The following is a 16,316-nucleotide window of genomic DNA, read 5'->3' as shown; positions in this document are numbered from 1 at the left end:
GAACTAATTTTATTTAGATTATGTTTTTATGAGTTTGTTTTTTATTCAATTCTGCCGTGGAAAAATCGCGCAGGATTATCGCGCAGCATTTGATCTATCTGTTTTTGGGAAAAGCCAGTTTCGAGCAACATGGGAACGAATACAGTTAACAGGTAATCAAAACCATTTCCCCCATTGTTTTTCAAATGAGATCGACGCGTAATATCTTGAGACAGCATTACCCGCTCAAGTAACCCACGTCTGGCGACCTCCTGTAACATGGTAATGCGTCGACTGTCGGGATAATAATTATTCTTGCCGATCGTATCGAATTGCACCCATGCCCCGGCTTCCAGCAAAGGAATGATGGTGTCCAGATTATCTCTCAGATCACAATGGCCGATGGCCACATGTTCGGGGGAGACGCCAAATCCCTTCAGCAAAGCCAACTGTTCACGTCCCATTGTGCTTAATGTGGTATGGGTGGAAATGGGACATCCTGTTGTCTGGTGTGCCAATGCCGCAGCAGCAAAAACCTTTTGCTCATCTTCTGTGATTTGATTGAGGCTGGAGCCGATCTCTGCAATCACTCCTGCTTTTAACTTGGTGCCATCGATCCCAGTCTCAATCTCGGTGATCATATCATTGGCGATTGCTGGTACACTCAACTCACTGAAATGAGCAGGAAAGAAGGGTTGCTTATAGTAGCCGGTCGAAGCAATGATATTGATGTGGGTATCACGCATCAGATCCAGCAGAAAAGCCGCATTACGTCCCATATAACGATTGGTCATTTCTACGATGTTTCTTACCCCAAGAGTATAGAGGTAACGAAGTTCTTCTACGATCAGATCGTATTGATCCAATCGACAATCGAGGCTTCCTTTCACATCAGAGAGATCAATGTGCAAATGCTCATGCACATAGGTGTAGCCTGAAATATCAATGAAGTGATTTGTCTTTATTGCCAAATGATGATTAATGGCTTGATTTTTTGATGAAGATTGCAGTGTGTCCCCCGATGTTCGACTTGATATCTCTGATATCCCGCAGCTCGAGTGCGCCTTCAATTGCATCAGGGCTGGATGAGGGATACGAAGCGGAATGTGTGGGCGTATCCTAGTTTGTTTTTAGTATCCCATATTTATTTTTATAAATAACTGTTTTCATAAATAACATGATGCTAAATAAGCCTCATTTATAAGTAATTAATTTATAATGTAATTATTTTATAATTAGCTATTTTATAAGGTGATGATTATATAAAATAGCCATTCCATAAAATATGGTGTGCAGAATCATGCGGTAAATCCACTATGGCGAAAATAACATTATTTAGTGATGGAATAATATTACCTATGATACCTCTTCTGAGGAACTATTTAGGATAGCCACTATTTTTCCAATTTCCTTGACTGTCATAAATACCTTCAAGTTTTGGTGAGCCAGACTGAATACCTGAAACGAGGGCAACATCACTACGTGTTATGAAAATCTGTGGCCGGAAACACATCAGCACAGGGCTACCAATAGGATGAGTGCCTGACAGCGGGAGATGGTAGTCAATGCAGGGTTCCCCCAAACGCAGTATGCGCACTTTTTTAGGAGAGATGGCTTGTTCAGGAAAAACCAGCGCATGTTTCATATGCCCGCGTTTATAGTATCCGCCGCCATAGCAGTAGCTATTTCCATCATGATGATGAGAAATTTCGGTGAGATAGACCATCGCAATATTTTCCGGCTCTCGGCCACTGACGTTGGCGGGAATAGTTCCGGTCAGGGCATGACCCGGTTCTAAGTGGGTGGCACCATATTTGGCCAGTAATGGTATGGTGTTACAGCTTGAGGCTGCCGGGGCATTGATTTGTGAGAGTTTAATTCCGAGTTGTTCAAGCCGGTTTCGCGCACGGATGAGAGTCAGCAAATTGGTCGTTGGTAAGGTTGTCTGATATCGGGAATCCCATGATAGGCAAGGAAAATGAGTCAGCCCGCTCAATTTGATACCCGACATGTGCTTTAAGGCATTCACGACAGTATCGAGTTCATTAAAGGTGATTCCAGCTTCTTGGCCGGGAAAAGCAATATCTCGTTTATCAAATACTTTCAGCATAATGGGCTGAATTCGTCCCAATTTCTCCGCTACATCCGAAATGGCTTGAGCCTTTTCAAGGGAAAATACGGTAATGATATTCGGATTATGTTTGAGCATGGTTTCTATTAAATGGGTTGGTGTCTGCACTAAGTGACCTATGTGGCACAGCGGTATATCGTGCTGGCTCAGGCTATAGGCTTCCCTGAAATCGACAGCTACAACGCCGCGGTAACCGAGCTCAATCAATTTCTTGGTCAGCCATGGATTACGCCCAATTTGTTTGGTCATCAAATAGAGTTCAATACCATATTGTTCCGCAACTTGCAGCAAGCGGCGGCCATTACCCAAAACCTGATCGACATCAATGATGTAAGTATCTGGCAGGATTGCACCTTGATTCCAAAGGTTTTTTGCAACTTCAATCAATTTGGGGTTCTGTTTTTTTAATGCCTCAATAAACATGGGGTTCCCTTTATGTCTGCAAAGCAGCAAGGCTGTGTGAAAATCTAAATTTTGTGTGTGCTTAAACCTTCATTTTTTTGAATATTTATATAGGAATCAAAAATTAATCTCTTTCGAGTGAAAGCATTAAACCATATAAATTCGCTAACAGATAGCCTTCCTCATTGGGATGTAATGCTACTGTAAATTTTTCAGTTAAGGAGCAATGGATTGTGAGCAACTGATTGTAATATTCAGATTGTTCGAGTTTTGCCAATATTTCTTTATCCAGTGGGGAAACTTTTTCGCCACGGCGTGAACGCATAAAAGCACTTGCCATGTGGGTAAGTACCATTTCGCCTTGCGGATGACGGATAGGGATAAGCCAGATATCTTCCAGAGCATGCACAACATCCAGCATGGCATTGTAGATATCTTGATCGATAACGCCACCTTGCAGCAGGATAGTTAGCCGTTGTTCTATCATTGCTTTTTGATATACGTAGGTGTTAGTCAATAATTTATTTTGGCTGATCGAGTTTCAATAAACGGGTTCTATGATGCCTGCTACTACATTTTGTTGATGGGTCAGCAATAGCTCCCGGTCAACCATAGTATGCAGGAGTCGCTGGATGGGGATATTATCCTTGCGGGCAAGAATAACGGCTTCAGAAGCTTTGGTAAAACACTCACTATCGTCGGGGAGTTGCGTCATCAGGCCTTGTACTATCAGTTCATGGCCTTGTCCAACGTTCCAGATGGCCGCATCAATGTGACCTTTTATGATTTGATTTAGGCACTCATGATAGGAAACCTCGACCAATTCAATCTCTTTTCCAGCAAAGTATTGCTTTGTCATTATTTTTTGGTCTGCTGAGGTGCTATCTAATCCAACACGGCGAATGGATTCCATTTCGCCATGACGAAAGATTAACCTATGCCTGTCTGTATAACTTTGTGTCCCTAGTGAAAGCGCAATATGTAGATCTTTATTTTCTGGGTGTTGCTCTGCGGCAAGTCTTGATGTTACTGCTAAATCGTAAACACCATTCAGCAAACACTCAATGCGGATATCCGAGCCACGCATATGTGCAAAGTAAAAAGGAACACCTGCACATAATGCTTTTAAACCACTGGCTAGCCCTTCATAAGCACGGGTATAGGGGAGCGGCATTGCACAAACCACATTGCCAATATCGGCGTACTCCAAGAGTAATTTGTGGTTTATCTGTGCAAGAAAGCTACCATTACGCCCACGACGCTTAATCCCAACCGCCTGTGCCTGCTCGAGAGATTTTAATGCTGCTTGCATCAAACCCACGGACAAGCCACACTCTTTAGAAAGTAATTCTATGGTTTTCAGGCGGTTGCCACATTGCTCAGAGAGAAGATAGCGAGCCAGAAATGACTGTGCAATCCCCTCTTTTTTAATGAATGTTTGACTTATCATTACAAGTTTTTGTCCATTGTCATTTATCTTCATAAATTTGAACATAAATCGCAACAAGCGAATTAAAGAAAGGGGATTAATATCACAATTGCAAAAAAAATGAAAATTTAAAAAATGATAAAGTCTAATATTATCAATATTTTGAAGATATATTTTAATTTGATATTGAAGATATAAAAATTGCTGTTATGGGAGAATATAGGGGATATGAGAGGATTATTTATGCCTGTTCACTGTATTTTTCTGTATAGATAGTGATTTTTGCTGTACTATTTATCACTCAACAGAATAATTTAGTTTATATTCTGTATCTTATTTTGTATGAATCAATAAAATATTCTATTGAGTATATCTTATTTAAAAATATAAAAAATTGATCATAATCAATATGACTTATTTATATCTTAATTTTGTCGTGTATTGAATAGTTAGTTATTGTGATATGCTCTAACTTTTTAATAGTGGATCATGGCTAAAGTTGACGTTTATTGTCACACATCAGAACATGTCAAAGGACATAGAAAAGGAAATAGTGGTCATCGCTGGTATGCCTGAGAACCCCGGATGAAACGGATAGTGGCGCCTGTTTTTGGAACTAGTTAATACACAACCGGGTTTTAAGCCGGAATCATCGGAAATCTTATTAACTCAGCTTAATTTCCTTCTTTTAACCATTATCTCCAGTTAATGTGAAAATACTCTCTCACTAATCGGCTGTAACTCCGTACCAATATACAATTTTTAGCTATTATATGACTTTCAAATCCGGACTATGAGGAAATTTCAATGAATCCCATTAATGATGTTTTTGTAAATAATTCATAAATAGATAATAAATACTTTCCTGTAAAACACGGTATTTATTGTTATATATTTTTAATTTTTGTATGTTCAAATTTTCCGCATTAGGGAAAATACATTATGTAAAGTTGATATAAGAACCCCCTTATTTTAAATAGAGGGAAAAACCCATGAAAAAACTATTTGTTATTATTCTGACAATCTTTTACGCTATATTTTTCCCGTTATCTCAGGCGAATGAGGTTGTTAAATACCCACAACAGGATCAGCAGAATAAAACCACAGAGAGGAAAAAGCGGTCTGTTTTAACTTTACCCCTAAAAGTCTGTAAGAGAATCGCATATTGCCGGACTAAGGTGGCAAAAAAACTTCTGGAAATAGCCACTAAAGTGGGGGTAGTTGGAATTTCTGCAAAGGGAATCGCAGATAATATTTCCCAAGAAGATTTCGATCATCTGATTACACTTTTGATGATAGGGAATGATGAAATTACCCAGCGTTACCTGAATGAGTTACAGGAGAAATACGGTTCGGGTAAATCAGTTAAGCCAAATATTGGGAAGGGATAACGGCGGATCAAAAAGCTAAATTAGGTGGTGCTAGTTCTGGTACGCCGGGAGGATGGGAACCACAAGGTAATAAGCACGAATGGAATAACAAAGCGGTTAGACAACAACAGAAAAATCGATTTGAGGAGTTGAGAAGGATTTTTGATAAAAATGACCCGTCACGAGATTTGATGATTGATGGAAAAATTATTAGGCAAGGAAGCGGTGGAAATCGTTATACAACAAAGGTTTTTGAAAGCCAAAAATTAACAGATAGGCAAATATATCGTTATGCAAAACAGTTAGCCGGACAGCCTTTCACAAAGATTAAAGATGGCATCTATACAGCAAAATTAAATGATGGCACTCTCATCACTCTTAGAAATGTTTCAAGTTCATTTAAACAAACGGAGGCACGCTGGACAATACAAATTAGAAATAGCCCTGTATTACGTCAAGTAGAAAATGGTCTTGGTAGAAATGCTGAGATAAAATTTAGGTAATGAAAATGGTAACTGATGCTGAGTATAAGATGGTTGTTGAACATGCTAAAACCCAAGCACTAGATGGGTTATGGGCTTATATAGCTCCAGAAATGCTTCCATCTAAGCGTGTAATTTCTGAAGATTTTTCCTTCAAAGAAAGGAAAAGACTCTTCTTTTGGTTTTTAGAAAAGCTTTTAACAGAAGGAAAGCTAAGATTGGCTAAGCACGGTAAGTTTTTAGAAGGCACAATTAACGAGCAATTACAGTCTTTTTATTCTGTTTTTCCCAAAACTGAAGAAGAGTTAATTGAACAATTTTGGTTCTTTGATGAAGCTTGTCCGGGAGGGGCTGTCTGGGTACTTGAAGATGGCTCTCTAGAGTGGACTTAAGCCTGCCCCTCCCTCGCTACTAGCATCGGAGGAACTGCCTAACTAACTATTTTAATGACTATAATCAATTTACACAAAAAACTACCACTGTATAAATGAAAAGATTGGTAAATAATCCGTCCTCATGTTTCCGCCTGTTTTGCTCTCGTCTTTTGAGGGATTTCTTATTATTTTTGCGGAAGACTGGCTTCCAAAGGTATCAACGCACTATGAATATGAAAAGTTTTAGCTAAAAGTGTTCATAGGTATAAAAAATATATAAATATCAAATAAATAAACTATAATATCAAAAAACACTAACTCTCATTATGGCTATCCTCGTGAAAAAACTGGTCAGAGCCGCATAATTAGATATGACATATCTTCAGGTTAGTAATGCGGTGTTAACGCGAAATGCCCTTAAGGATTGATTACAAGGATTCATGAATATTCTATTTATCTGTAGCCGCAATCAATGGCGCAGCCCGACCGCAGAGCAAATATGGCGTAACGATGTAAATTGGTCTGTTCGTTCTGCGGGTACAAGCCGTAATGCCAAAAGACAGGTGACCCCTGATCTTATTCGCTGGGCTGATGTTATTTGTGTTATGGAACAGAAACATAAGAACCGATTACAGGCGGAGTTTTCCCGTTTGCTTGAATATAAACCGATTCATGTTCTCGATATTCCTGATGATTACCTCTATATGGATCCACAACTGATAGAAATTCTTGAAGATGTAGTTCCGGCTTATATAGCAAAAAATCAATAAATCACTCTTAGTTTTTTAGGTTGTGTATTAACTAGTTAGATCTCTTATTAAAAATAGTTCTCACGCTCAATGAAAGTGCCAATCACTTTATTGTGCATTTCCTCCGTTATTCATTACCATATCGATAATCTGCTCTTTAACATCGGGTTTGCAGGCTTGATAGGTGTTGTAGAGGTCAAGAAATTAGATGGCCGAAAAAAGAAGACAAAAATACGTATAATGATTTTATTTAGAAAGGAATATGGATGAAAGTCCATGTCTTCATATAATTGTTGAACAGGTGAGTGATTATGCTATACAGAAAAATAATTCGAATGAATTTGTTGCAGAAATTCTTACTGGTTTAGTATATGGAATAAAATACAGTAAAAAGGTATTAGAATATTACCAATATTATTTGGGGCCTGAACTCATTGGCGTAGAACTACCCAAATAATCTCTTGGTTTTTATATCCTGTCAGTAAAAAAGTATTTCATTGGATTGAGAATTAAAATTTATTGAGAATAGGGCTTAATCGGATAGGTTCTTAGCCATTATATATACTGTACTTTGTTGTTTTGGGCTGGTATAGAGGATGCTCTTCTGCCACTTCATTCCCTTTCTGATATAAAATTTAATGGCAGATGTGTTCTGTTCCAATACTTCTAACCAAAGCCATTTTTGTCCCTGTTCATGAGTAAGTTTCATTATATGGTCAAATAGTTGATCACCATATTTTTGTCCGGTCAGGTTTGGCATTAAGTAGAGCTTATGTAAATAGATGCCAGAGAAATCTTTATCAGGGACAGGCTGATTGTAGATGATTTTACTAAAGCCAACGATATTGGAATCATTTGTCTTTGAATCGATAGCATGAGGGGATTCGGCAATAAACCATTTGTGATCGGGGGATTGTAGTGAATTCGATATTTGCTCTACTGAACACTCGCCCGCAATATACTCTTCAAGTTCATTCTGATCATGCCATAAATAAGAAAAATGAAATCGGTAGCTTGTTTCAAGTAGCTGGGACAGTAGCATAGCATCTTCTATAGTTGCATTCCGAATCGTTAACATAGATATTTCCAAAGCTGTTGTGTTAGATAACTGTGTTAGATATATGTCAGTTTGATTTCTAACATACTATCACGATGACAAAAATATGTGCGTTAAACAACCAGTTGAATTAAATGAAAATTAATGAGGTTTCAATAGGAAATAGGGATGGTTGGTTTCGAAAATTTACGGTTGTTTGAGGTGGTTGATGAGCGGGAAACAACTTATGTGATAGAAATAAATTATGATGGAATGAGATGGGTATGAGTTGCAATAAAAAATGGCGATAATTTCTATCACCATTTTTCACGCTGAATCAAACTTGCAATTAAGCAGCTTTGACGTTTTGTGCCAGCCAATCAGCTACACGTTGCTTCTGTTCATCGGTGAGCCACATACCCAGTTTAGTACGGCGCCAGATAGCATCATCTAACTGTGTTACCCATTCGTGTTCAACTAAATAGCGCAGTTCAGCTTCATACAAACCATGGCCGAAGAATTCGCCGAGATCAGTCAGCGCTTCAGCGTCTTTCAAGATGATTTGGCTGTTGCTGCCGTAAGTACGGGCATAACGCTGTGCCACACCTTCTGGTAACCAGTTGTGACGCTGACGCAGCAGACGTGTATAACCATCGCGGTCGCAGCCTTCCAGCTCACCACCCGGTAATTTGCCATTTTTAGTCCATGCTTTGCCGGCGTTGGGATAGTACTGTGCCAGTTTATCCACGGCATGTTCAGCCAGTTTACGGTAAGTAGTCAGCTTGCCACCGAATACGGACAGTAATGGCATCTGACCTTGCTCATCCCGTACATCCAGTGTGTAATCGCGGGTAATCGCTTGTGGTGAATCAGACTCATCATCACACAGAGGGCGAACGCCAGAATAAGTCCAGGCAATATCATCACGGGCAAGCTGTTTCTTGAAGTGGTCGTTATAGACTTTCAGCAAATAGTCGATCTCTTTGTCGTCAATTTTGACTTCTTTTGGATCGCCTTTATATTCAACATCCGTCGTGCCGATGATAGAAAATTCTTCATTCCATGGAATAACAAACACGATGCGATTATCTTCATTTTGCAGAATATAAGCCTGTGATTCATCGTGAACGCGGGGAACAACAATATGGCTGCCTTTGATCAAGCGGATGCCATAAGGCGATTTCAATTGCAGGCCGTTATCGAAGAAATTTTTCACCCAAGGGCCAGTCGCGTTGACCAAACCTTTTGCGCGCCATGTGTTGGTTTCGCCAGTCTTGAGATCGTTGGCTTCAACCATCCAGTAACCGTCCTCGCGCCATGCGCGGGTCACTTGAGTGCGGGTACGTACTTCGCCACCGTGTTTTTGAACTTCCTGTGCGTTCAGAACAACCAGACGCGCATCATCAACCCAACAGTCGGAGTATTCAAAACCACGGGTAATCGATGGTTTCAGTACTGAGCTTGCACCAAATTTCAGTCCCTTACTGCCTGATAAGCTAACGCGTTTGCCTAAGTTATCGTACAGGAACAGGCCAATGCGGATCATCCAGGCCGGACGCAAGTGTGGTTGATGTGGCAGACGAAAACGCATCGGGAATGCAATATGGGGAGCCAGTTTTAAAAGCACTTCACGTTCTGCAAGTGCTTCACTGACCAAACGGAATTCATAATGTTCCAGATAGCGTAAGCCACCGTGGATCAGTTTTGAGCTGGCAGATGAAGTCGCGCTGGCCAAGTCTTGACCTTCCAACAGCAGGACAGAAAGTCCCCGGCCAGTAGCGTCTGCCGCGATACCAGCGCCGTTAATTCCGCCGCCGATTACAATCAAGTCTTTGGTTTCCATTGCATACCCTCTGAAATGTTCGAAACAGTTCTTTAATGTTCGTTTTCGCTCAATGATTGTAATCAAAAATTCATCAGTCGCCAACCACTAACTCAGAAAAAACATACTCACGTGATACAGGTAACAAATCTTCATCATATCCATAGGGTTAATAAGGATTTTATGGAATACCAATTTGAGAGGAAATATTTATGGAAAGAAGTTCAACTTGAAAAGAAGCCCCACCAGAATCTCAGGTGGGGATATTATGACGAGATTATTGCGCAAAAATGGTTAGCACAATTCCAGCTTAACACTGTGTTGTTCAATGATTTTCTGAAGACTGGGAGGCGGTGCTTTATCTGTGAACAAGAAATCAATCAGGTTCATGTTACCGAGATTAACCATGGCATTGCGGCCAAATTTTGAATGGTCGGCAACCAGCATAACACAGCGGGAGTTTTCGATAATAGCGCGCTTGATACGGACTTCGTGGTAATCGAATTCCAGCAGTGAGCCGTCACTATCAATGCCACTGATACCAAGAATGCCGAAATCAAGACGGAACTGGGAAATGAAATCCAGCGTCGCCTCACCAATGATGCCACCATCACGGGAACGGACTTCACCACCCGCCAAAATTAACCGGAAATCTTCTTTGCCCATAAACAGTGTTGCCACGTTGAGGTTGTTGGTGACAATTCGTAAATCGCGGTGGTTGAGCAGGGCATGCGCTACGGCTTCAGGGGTTGTCCCAATATCGATGAACAGGGTTGAGCCGTTTGGAATTTGGGCGGCAACTTGTTGTGCAATACGGGCTTTTTCATCTGACCACATTATCTTGCGATCATGATAAGCGGTGTTGACGGAGCTGGATGGCAGTGCGGCACCACCGTGATGACGGTGGATTTTATTTTTATCTGCCAGATCATTTAAATCACGCCGGATAGTTTGTGGGCTGACCTCAAAATGTTCAACCAGCTCTTCAGTGCTGACATAACCTTGAAGGCGCACCAGCTCGATTATTGCATCATGTCGCTGAGTTTGCTTCACAACATTCCCCTAATGTTTGCTTAGATAGATTATAGTTGACCAAAGTTATCTCCTTTATTTCAATTCACTGTTGCAACATGAAATTTATTGGTTTTTTGGAATATTATTGATTTTTTTGTTTACGCAAATTATCCCATAACCCCATCAATAGCCCGATAATTAATCCTGAAATATGGGCGGCATTGGCGATGTTGCTCGAAAATTGATTGAGATTGAGAGAGGCAACCAATAACCAAATGATAGAGACAGCAATTAACCCCCTGGGAGCGCTGATTCCGCGTTGGGGGGACATTTCACCCGTTAGACAGACATATCCGATCAGTGCGTAAACTACACCAGATAGTCCTCCGAAATTAGATCCGCTGAACAATGATTGTGCCCAACTACTGAAAAATACTGATACTATCGTGACTTCAAAAAGTTTGCTGCTGCCAATTTTTTGTTCTACCTGACTGCCTAAATACCACCATAGTGCAAGATTAAAAAGGATATGTGTCAGAGAGAAATGCAGCAGGGCAGGACTGATCCAGCGCCATAATTCCAGATATTGATCACTATTATTCGGCCATGCCAGCCAGTTCATGACATGGGAAGTGCTCGTCATTACCATCCAAAGGTAAACAAGGACACAGAGTACTGTTATGGCAATTGTCAGCGGCCCGGACTGATTTTTTAGCATATTCAAGTTCAGGCTGTTTTGGTACTTGAAGGAACTGGTAGGTTTACCTGTTTGCCAACTGGAGGCTTGATAGCGTTCATGGAATGGATCGCGGGTAAAGTGATGAAGTTCCTGCTGAACCCGACTTAGTTGGCTATCATCTTCTAACCAAAGTTCAACGAGTGATGACTCATTGTTGGGCCGCATGGTCAAATGAATGCTCTGCATCGCCATATAATCAATAAAGGCCTGAGCCAGTCGAGGGTTGGATATTGAGGTTACATGGATCATTGCTCGTCTTTATCTCTGCCTTAAGTTGAAGTTAATTACACAGGGATGAATTTTATTGAGATTTGTGTGTTAAAGATTTATTGAGTATGGACAGCGTGAGGATACTCTCTTTTCCAGACTTCAAAGCCACCATTGACACTATAAACGGTCTCAAACCCTATATTGATCAAGTATTGCGCAGCACCCTGACTGCTATGGCCGTGGTAGCACATTACCATGACCGGTTGGTCAAAATCGGCCTCCTGTAAAAAGCGATTAATTGTTTCATTTGTCAGGTGAAATGCACCTGTTGCATGCCCGGTACGGAAGCTTTGTGGATCGCGGATATCAACCATGACTGCAGTTTTGTCGAGCCAATGTTGGTAAGCTTGTTCAGGGTTTATTGTTTGAAAATGGTCCATAAATACTCAATGTAGTTTCTAAAATTTTCCTTTTCAATATATTAATTTCTTAATAATCGTCTGGTATGACCTTTCCGCCTTCCCAATGTTGACAATATCTACATTGGAAAGGCGTGGAAATTCAGGTGTATTTGTCGCTTTTCAAGTTGCAGCTTTGTTGGTTGAGTTTACCCACTCTTGTCACACAGTTAGCTATGTTCCCGTTGATTTATGCCCTTGCCGCCGTGTTGCATCTTGAAATCCATTGGATATAGAAAATATTAGAAACAGAAAAATGATCAAAAAACCGTAATGTTTAAAAAAACAATCAAAGCAAGAATGAAAAATCAGTAATATGAATGTTCACCGCGCTGGTGTTCAGTCAGATCTTTCACGCCTTTCAATTCAGGGAACATCTGTAGTAACTGTTTTTCAATCCCTTCTTTCAGGGTGACATCGACCATTGAACAGCCGTTACATCCACCACCGAATTGCAGAATGGCATAACCCCCATCAGTGATTTCCATCAGGCTGACACGACCACCATGCCCAGCCAGCTGTGGATTAATCTGTGATTGCAGGACATATTCAACACGCTCAATGAGTGGAGCATCATCAGCCACTTTACGCATTTTGGCGTTCGGTGCTTTCAGAGTCAGTTGAGAACCCAGTTGATCAGTGACGAAATCAATGACAGCTTCTTCCAGAAAAGGTGCACTAATTTCATCAACATAGGCAGATAGCTGGTCGAACTTCAGTTCGGTGTCAGTGGCTTCAACAGCATCTGGTGGGCAATAGGAAACACCACATTCAGCGGTCGGAGTTCCTGGATTAATGACAAAAACGCGGATTTGTGTACCCGGTTCTTGATTTGCCAGTAGTTTGGCAAAATGCGCTTGCGCTGCTTCAGTAATATTAATCATGTCATTTGCTCAATAGTTGACTGTTCTAGTTGGTTATAATACGCCCATTTATAAAGGAACTACAAGGTTCGGCATATTGCCCAAGCCTGTACAGAGCGAGCTCCCGCACGAATTAACAACTGTGATGCTTCATGCAGCGTTGTGCCCGTAGTAATCACATCATCGAAAATCGCGATATGTTGATCGGCAAAATCGCCCTGTAATTGAAAGGCCTGCTTAAGATTTATTCTCCTTTGGGCGGCAGATAGGCCCCGCTGCGTGAGTGTAGCACGTGAGCGTTGCAAAAAATCGGGTTGATATGGGCATTGCAGCCAATGTGAGAGGGGGCGGGCAATGAGTTCAATGTGATCGAACCCACGTTGCCAGCGTTTTCTGCTGTGTGAAGGAATGCCCAGTATGCGATCCGGCTTATGCCAGCGGCCTTCACGATAGCCTTGTGACCAATGCAGCAAGAACAAGCGTGCCAGCACTGGCGCGAGTTGTGGTGTGCCGTGATACTTGTAACGTTGGATAAGCCGGCTTAATGGCGGAGTGTAATCTGTAATGGCGATCAAATGTTGCCACAGAGGGGGATTCCTCATGCATCGCCCACAGGGAAGATCGCGGGATTCAGAAGGCAATGCACAACGCGGGCAGACATGTTGTAGTCGCTTTAAATGATGGTGGCAGAGGCAGCAGATTCCATGATGGGCAAAATACAAATTTTGATGGCATAGCCAACAGTATCCAACCATTGTTAGCATAGTTTCCTTCCTTGGTGACAAATAAAGTGAGAATAACAATGGATCAGTTGTTTTGGCAGACAATCGGTGATGCACCACGTGATCTTGTGATGCTGCACGGATGGGGGTTAAACGCTGAGGTTTGGCGTTCAGTGGAAACGCGATTGGCTTCGCATTTTCGTTTGCATCTGGTGGATTTACCGGGATATGGCCGTAGCCAATCATATCCGGCTATGTCATTGGCGGATATGGCAGATACTGTCTGGCAGCAGGCGCCAGAAAATGCCTTGTGGCTCGGTTGGTCTTTGGGGGGATTGGTAGCCAGCCGGATTGCTTTGGATCATACGGCACAAGTTGCGGGTTTGGTCACTGTGGCTTCCTCTCCAAAATTTAGTGCTGATGGAAACTGGCCGGGGATTAAGCCAGAGGTTCTGAGTGCATTTGAACATCAATTGAGTGCGGATTTTCAGAAGACCGTTGAACGTTTTCTGGCTTTGCAGACACTAGGAACAGACAGCGCACGTCAGGATGCCCGTGTACTGAAATCAGTGGTATTGAATCAGCCGATGCCGACAGTTGATGTATTGAATGCTGGTTTGGAAATCCTGCGTACGGATGATTTAAGGGAGGAATTATCCCAGCTTCGGTTACCCTTCTTGCGCCTTTATGGTTATCTCGATGGTTTGGTGCCACGCAAGATTGCTTTGCAGCTTGATAGTGTATGGCCACATACGCATTCCGTTATTATACGTAATGCAGCCCATGCGCCTTTTATTTCTCATCCTGACGAATTTGTCGAAGTAATAACGAGCTTTGCTTCCAGTATGGAACAGTAATTAATGCAAGAAATTACCCATAACATGAAAAGTTATGGGTAATAAAATAAACCATATTATTTGACAGGATAAACTTCAGTCACAATTTCTGGTGTATTGACGATAGTGTCGAGAACAGGGCAATGATTTTCGACAAAAGTAATAAAATCTCGGATCTCTTGTTCGGTATTATCTGCTTTAACATAAAATTTGGAGGTGATTTTCGAAAATCCCAGTTTGGCGTTTTTATTTTTACCGGTGAATCCATCGGTATCCAGCTCTCCTTCCATTTTAACCTGAATATCGAGCAAATTAATTTTATGCTTTCGGGCAAAACTCTTTGCCACAATACATTGACATGCACCAAACGCAGAAAGTAACGCTTCCATTGGGTTCATCGCCTCGTCGGTTCCACCGAGGTTTTTTGGTTCGTCTATATGAAAAGTAAAATCTCGTGATGAACATTTCATTTTGAGATTACCAGCTGACTCAACTGTTGCAATGAATAACTCTTTAGGCATTTTATTATCCTCAGGTTATTAATATAGGGATACAGCATTTCAGATAATAAAGAGATAATTTTTATTTTTCAATTAATTCAATTTGGTTGTAATTTATTTATTACGAAGAGAATTTTTCTTATTTCAGGTGCATTTCGCATAATTTATTATTTTACTATTTAATTCCAATATAGAAGCGGTTCTTATTCTTTAGGAAGAATTTTAATTTGGGAATTCACGTAAAAAAGAATATATCATATTTATGCCTAATGGATTTCAGGATGCGTCGTGGCGGCAAGGGCGCGAATTCCCCGGGAACATAGATAACGATGTGACCGTGCGGTTTTATCATCAAGTGATGACGGCTATCATCGGCGTCAATTTAATTATCTAACCAGATCTGGCATGATTGAATAAAATAATCCATTTTATTAAGAAATTTAGTCTATGATATCTCCACATCCGCATTATAACGACATAAAGAGACCTGAAATTCTTATGAGCCACAACAAAAAACCAACTGTATCCTATACAAAGCCCACTCGTGAGCAGATAGCACGTGCTGTAGCGACATCAACAGCGATTGAGACAGGTCAGGCTTCTAAGCGCATTGAAGACGAATTGAAAACAAAACGTGAGAAGTTTTCCCATTTGCACTTGGCGGTTTAGTTGTTTTTTAACGCTTTGCTAACCCAATATTTCATGGGCTCATAATTCATATTCAAACCAGCGTGGATAGCGACGATATACTGAGCCTTGTTCTGCTCCCAAATTTTATAGTTCAGTGGTTGTAGCCCTCCCTGAACGGCCATTATGTCAGCCAGTAGGCGTGAAAGACGCCCATTACCTTCTCTGAACGGGTGAATTAGTATCAACTCTACGTGAACAATGGCTATTGCTTCTATGAGCTGTGTTCGAGTCATTCCAGAGCATGGTGTATACTTAGCGAGATATTGTGCATCAAACTGATTCAATAGCTTTGGTAACTGTGCTGCAGGTGCGAACATAAAGCCACCTTTGCTGATATTCACCGTCCTTTTTTGTCCTGCCCATTCATAGATATTACCCAGCCAGCGATGGTGCCAACGTTTTATCATTGAAAGTGTGCCGCAGGCATACAAACTGGCAGCATAGGGAGCGCAGCCAGTATGTAGCATAAGCTCAGGAGGAGATGGTGGCAGGCCCACCGAAGTCCGCTGT

The 16,316-nt window shown here is 41.3% G+C and carries 20 protein-coding genes and 1 pseudogene; 7 read left to right on the top strand and 14 right to left on the bottom strand.

All coding sequences use genetic code 11. The annotated features are described in order from the left end of the window. Positions 1-41 precede the first annotated feature (41 nt). The 4 genes from Xvie_RS11150 to yhfZ all read right to left on the bottom strand — a co-directional run bounded on the left by Xvie_RS11150 (position 42) and on the right by yhfZ (position 3,962). On the bottom strand, positions 42-950 hold the full coding sequence (locus Xvie_RS11150; RefSeq protein WP_422645928.1) for a phosphotriesterase-related protein: 909 nt from the start codon (positions 948-950) through the stop codon (positions 42-44). 407 nt (positions 951-1,357) lie between these two features. Beyond that, positions 1,358-2,533 carry a YhfX family PLP-dependent enzyme gene (locus tag Xvie_RS11145; protein WP_086109398.1) on the bottom strand — a complete coding sequence of 392 codons (1,176 nt, stop codon included), beginning with the start codon at positions 2,531-2,533 and terminating at the stop codon, positions 1,358-1,360. Between the two features lie 103 nt (positions 2,534-2,636). Next, a complete protein-coding gene (locus tag Xvie_RS11140) occupies positions 2,637-2,999 on the bottom strand; it encodes a PRD domain-containing protein (protein ID WP_086109397.1) in 363 nt (120 codons plus the stop codon). A gap of 54 nt (positions 3,000-3,053) precedes the next feature. After that, positions 3,054-3,962, bottom strand: coding sequence for a GntR family transcriptional regulator YhfZ (gene yhfZ, locus Xvie_RS11135; protein WP_086109396.1), 909 nt, complete (start codon positions 3,960-3,962; stop codon positions 3,054-3,056). Between the two features lie 971 nt (positions 3,963-4,933). On the opposite strand from yhfZ, the gene Xvie_RS11130 reads away from it, so the two are divergent. From Xvie_RS11130 to Xvie_RS11115, 4 genes are all read left to right on the top strand, one after another. Further along, positions 4,934-5,332, top strand: coding sequence for a hypothetical protein (locus Xvie_RS11130; RefSeq protein WP_086109395.1), 399 nt, complete (start codon positions 4,934-4,936; stop codon positions 5,330-5,332). A gap of 170 nt (positions 5,333-5,502) precedes the next feature. Further along, complete coding sequence (locus tag Xvie_RS23145; protein ID WP_244175590.1) at positions 5,503-5,814, top strand: DUF769 domain-containing protein; 312 nt, start codon at positions 5,503-5,505, stop codon at positions 5,812-5,814. Between the two features lie 5 nt (positions 5,815-5,819). Continuing rightward, a complete protein-coding gene (locus tag Xvie_RS11120) occupies positions 5,820-6,185 on the top strand; it encodes a DUF596 domain-containing protein (RefSeq protein ID WP_086109393.1) in 366 nt (121 codons plus the stop codon). 422 nt (positions 6,186-6,607) lie between these two features. Next, positions 6,608-6,937, top strand: a complete 330-nt coding sequence (locus Xvie_RS11115; protein WP_086109392.1) for a low molecular weight protein tyrosine phosphatase family protein — start codon at positions 6,608-6,610, stop codon at positions 6,935-6,937. A gap of 87 nt (positions 6,938-7,024) precedes the next feature. On the opposite strand, the pseudogene Xvie_RS25745 reads toward Xvie_RS11115, so the two are convergent. Further along, a pseudogene (locus Xvie_RS25745) lies at positions 7,025-7,096 on the bottom strand (hypothetical protein); the annotation flags it as partial. Positions 7,097-7,178: 82 nt separating this feature from the next. Here Xvie_RS25745 and Xvie_RS11110 point away from each other — a divergent pair. Then, positions 7,179-7,373 carry a hypothetical protein gene (locus Xvie_RS11110; protein WP_086109391.1) on the top strand — a complete coding sequence of 65 codons (195 nt, stop codon included), beginning with the start codon at positions 7,179-7,181 and terminating at the stop codon, positions 7,371-7,373. A 75-nt stretch (positions 7,374-7,448) separates the two neighbouring features. Here Xvie_RS11110 and Xvie_RS11105 read toward each other — a convergent pair whose 3' ends face one another. From Xvie_RS11105 to gntX, 7 genes are all read right to left on the bottom strand, one after another. Next, positions 7,449-7,994: a GNAT family N-acetyltransferase gene (locus Xvie_RS11105; protein ID WP_086109390.1), complete on the bottom strand. Its 546-nt coding sequence runs from the start codon at positions 7,992-7,994 to the stop codon at positions 7,449-7,451. Between the two features lie 307 nt (positions 7,995-8,301). Beyond that, a complete protein-coding gene (glpD, locus tag Xvie_RS11100; protein WP_086109389.1) occupies positions 8,302-9,795 on the bottom strand; it encodes a glycerol-3-phosphate dehydrogenase in 1,494 nt (497 codons plus the stop codon). 273 nt (positions 9,796-10,068) lie between these two features. Beyond that, positions 10,069-10,827 carry a DeoR/GlpR family transcriptional regulator gene (locus tag Xvie_RS11095; RefSeq protein WP_086109388.1) on the bottom strand — a complete coding sequence of 253 codons (759 nt, stop codon included), beginning with the start codon at positions 10,825-10,827 and terminating at the stop codon, positions 10,069-10,071. Positions 10,828-10,930: 103 nt separating this feature from the next. After that, the gene (gene glpG / locus Xvie_RS11090; RefSeq protein ID WP_086109387.1) at positions 10,931-11,776 is read right to left on the bottom strand and encodes a rhomboid family intramembrane serine protease GlpG; all 846 of its coding nucleotides are present in this window, start codon (positions 11,774-11,776) and stop codon (positions 10,931-10,933) included. 77 nt (positions 11,777-11,853) lie between these two features. Continuing rightward, positions 11,854-12,177 carry a thiosulfate sulfurtransferase GlpE gene (gene glpE, locus Xvie_RS11085; RefSeq protein ID WP_086109386.1) on the bottom strand — a complete coding sequence of 108 codons (324 nt, stop codon included), beginning with the start codon at positions 12,175-12,177 and terminating at the stop codon, positions 11,854-11,856. Between the two features lie 326 nt (positions 12,178-12,503). Beyond that, positions 12,504-13,079, bottom strand: coding sequence for a Fe-S biogenesis protein NfuA (gene nfuA, locus Xvie_RS11080; RefSeq protein WP_086109385.1), 576 nt, complete (start codon positions 13,077-13,079; stop codon positions 12,504-12,506). A gap of 59 nt (positions 13,080-13,138) precedes the next feature. Further along, positions 13,139-13,822 (bottom strand): DNA utilization protein GntX, encoded by a 684-nt coding sequence (gene gntX, locus Xvie_RS11075; RefSeq protein ID WP_086109384.1) that lies wholly within the window; start codon positions 13,820-13,822, stop codon positions 13,139-13,141. 38 nt (positions 13,823-13,860) lie between these two features. On the opposite strand from gntX, the gene bioH reads away from it, so the two are divergent. Next, entirely contained in the window at positions 13,861-14,637 is a 777-nt protein-coding gene (gene bioH / locus Xvie_RS11070; RefSeq protein ID WP_086109383.1) for a pimeloyl-ACP methyl ester esterase BioH, read from the top strand. A 56-nt stretch (positions 14,638-14,693) separates the two neighbouring features. Here bioH and Xvie_RS11065 read toward each other — a convergent pair whose 3' ends face one another. Next, on the bottom strand, positions 14,694-15,137 hold the full coding sequence (locus tag Xvie_RS11065) for an OsmC family protein (protein ID WP_086109382.1): 444 nt from the start codon (positions 15,135-15,137) through the stop codon (positions 14,694-14,696). Positions 15,138-15,614: 477 nt separating this feature from the next. Between Xvie_RS11065 and Xvie_RS21575 the strand changes: the two genes are divergently transcribed. Beyond that, positions 15,615-15,785 (top strand): hypothetical protein, encoded by a 171-nt coding sequence (locus tag Xvie_RS21575; RefSeq protein WP_167376266.1) that lies wholly within the window; start codon positions 15,615-15,617, stop codon positions 15,783-15,785. Here the strand turns inward: Xvie_RS21575 and Xvie_RS11060 are convergent. Further along, positions 15,782-16,316: Fic/DOC family protein (locus tag Xvie_RS11060; RefSeq protein ID WP_139838850.1), on the bottom strand; the 535-nt coding region annotated here is incomplete at its 5' end. The genes Xvie_RS21575 and Xvie_RS11060 overlap by 4 nt on opposite strands.

Source organism: Xenorhabdus vietnamensis (genome assembly GCF_002127535.1).
Classification (GTDB): domain Bacteria; phylum Pseudomonadota; class Gammaproteobacteria; order Enterobacterales; family Enterobacteriaceae; genus Xenorhabdus; species Xenorhabdus vietnamensis.
Note: the sequence above shows the minus strand (reverse complement) of the source record. Positions and strands in the feature narration are given on the sequence as shown.

What these genes read in the sequence shown, in the direction of transcription:
- Xvie_RS11145 (WP_086109398.1), bottom strand. Translation starts at nt 2,533, where the DNA reads ATGTTTATTGAGGCATTAAAAAAACAGAACCCCAAATTGATTGAAGTT.
- Xvie_RS11140 (WP_086109397.1), bottom strand. Translation starts at nt 2,999, where the DNA reads ATGATAGAACAACGGCTAACTATCCTGCTGCAAGGTGGCGTTATCGAT.
- yhfZ (WP_086109396.1), bottom strand. Translation starts at nt 3,962, where the DNA reads ATGATAAGTCAAACATTCATTAAAAAAGAGGGGATTGCACAGTCATTT.
- Xvie_RS11130 (WP_086109395.1), top strand. Translation starts at nt 4,934, where the DNA reads ATGAAAAAACTATTTGTTATTATTCTGACAATCTTTTACGCTATATTT.
- Xvie_RS23145 (WP_244175590.1), top strand. Translation starts at nt 5,503, where the DNA reads ATGATTGATGGAAAAATTATTAGGCAAGGAAGCGGTGGAAATCGTTAT.
- Xvie_RS11120 (WP_086109393.1), top strand. Translation starts at nt 5,820, where the DNA reads ATGGTAACTGATGCTGAGTATAAGATGGTTGTTGAACATGCTAAAACC.
- Xvie_RS11115 (WP_086109392.1), top strand. Translation starts at nt 6,608, where the DNA reads ATGAATATTCTATTTATCTGTAGCCGCAATCAATGGCGCAGCCCGACC.
- Xvie_RS11110 (WP_086109391.1), top strand. Translation starts at nt 7,179, where the DNA reads ATGGATGAAAGTCCATGTCTTCATATAATTGTTGAACAGGTGAGTGAT.
- Xvie_RS11105 (WP_086109390.1), bottom strand. Translation starts at nt 7,994, where the DNA reads ATGTTAACGATTCGGAATGCAACTATAGAAGATGCTATGCTACTGTCC.
- glpD (WP_086109389.1), bottom strand. Translation starts at nt 9,795, where the DNA reads ATGGAAACCAAAGACTTGATTGTAATCGGCGGCGGAATTAACGGCGCT.
- glpG (WP_086109387.1), bottom strand. Translation starts at nt 11,776, where the DNA reads ATGATCCATGTAACCTCAATATCCAACCCTCGACTGGCTCAGGCCTTT.
- glpE (WP_086109386.1), bottom strand. Translation starts at nt 12,177, where the DNA reads ATGGACCATTTTCAAACAATAAACCCTGAACAAGCTTACCAACATTGG.
- nfuA (WP_086109385.1), bottom strand. Translation starts at nt 13,079, where the DNA reads ATGATTAATATTACTGAAGCAGCGCAAGCGCATTTTGCCAAACTACTG.
- gntX (WP_086109384.1), bottom strand. Translation starts at nt 13,822, where the DNA reads ATGCTAACAATGGTTGGATACTGTTGGCTATGCCATCAAAATTTGTAT.
- bioH (WP_086109383.1), top strand. Translation starts at nt 13,861, where the DNA reads ATGGATCAGTTGTTTTGGCAGACAATCGGTGATGCACCACGTGATCTT.
- Xvie_RS11065 (WP_086109382.1), bottom strand. Translation starts at nt 15,137, where the DNA reads ATGCCTAAAGAGTTATTCATTGCAACAGTTGAGTCAGCTGGTAATCTC.
- Xvie_RS21575 (WP_167376266.1), top strand. Translation starts at nt 15,615, where the DNA reads ATGAGCCACAACAAAAAACCAACTGTATCCTATACAAAGCCCACTCGT.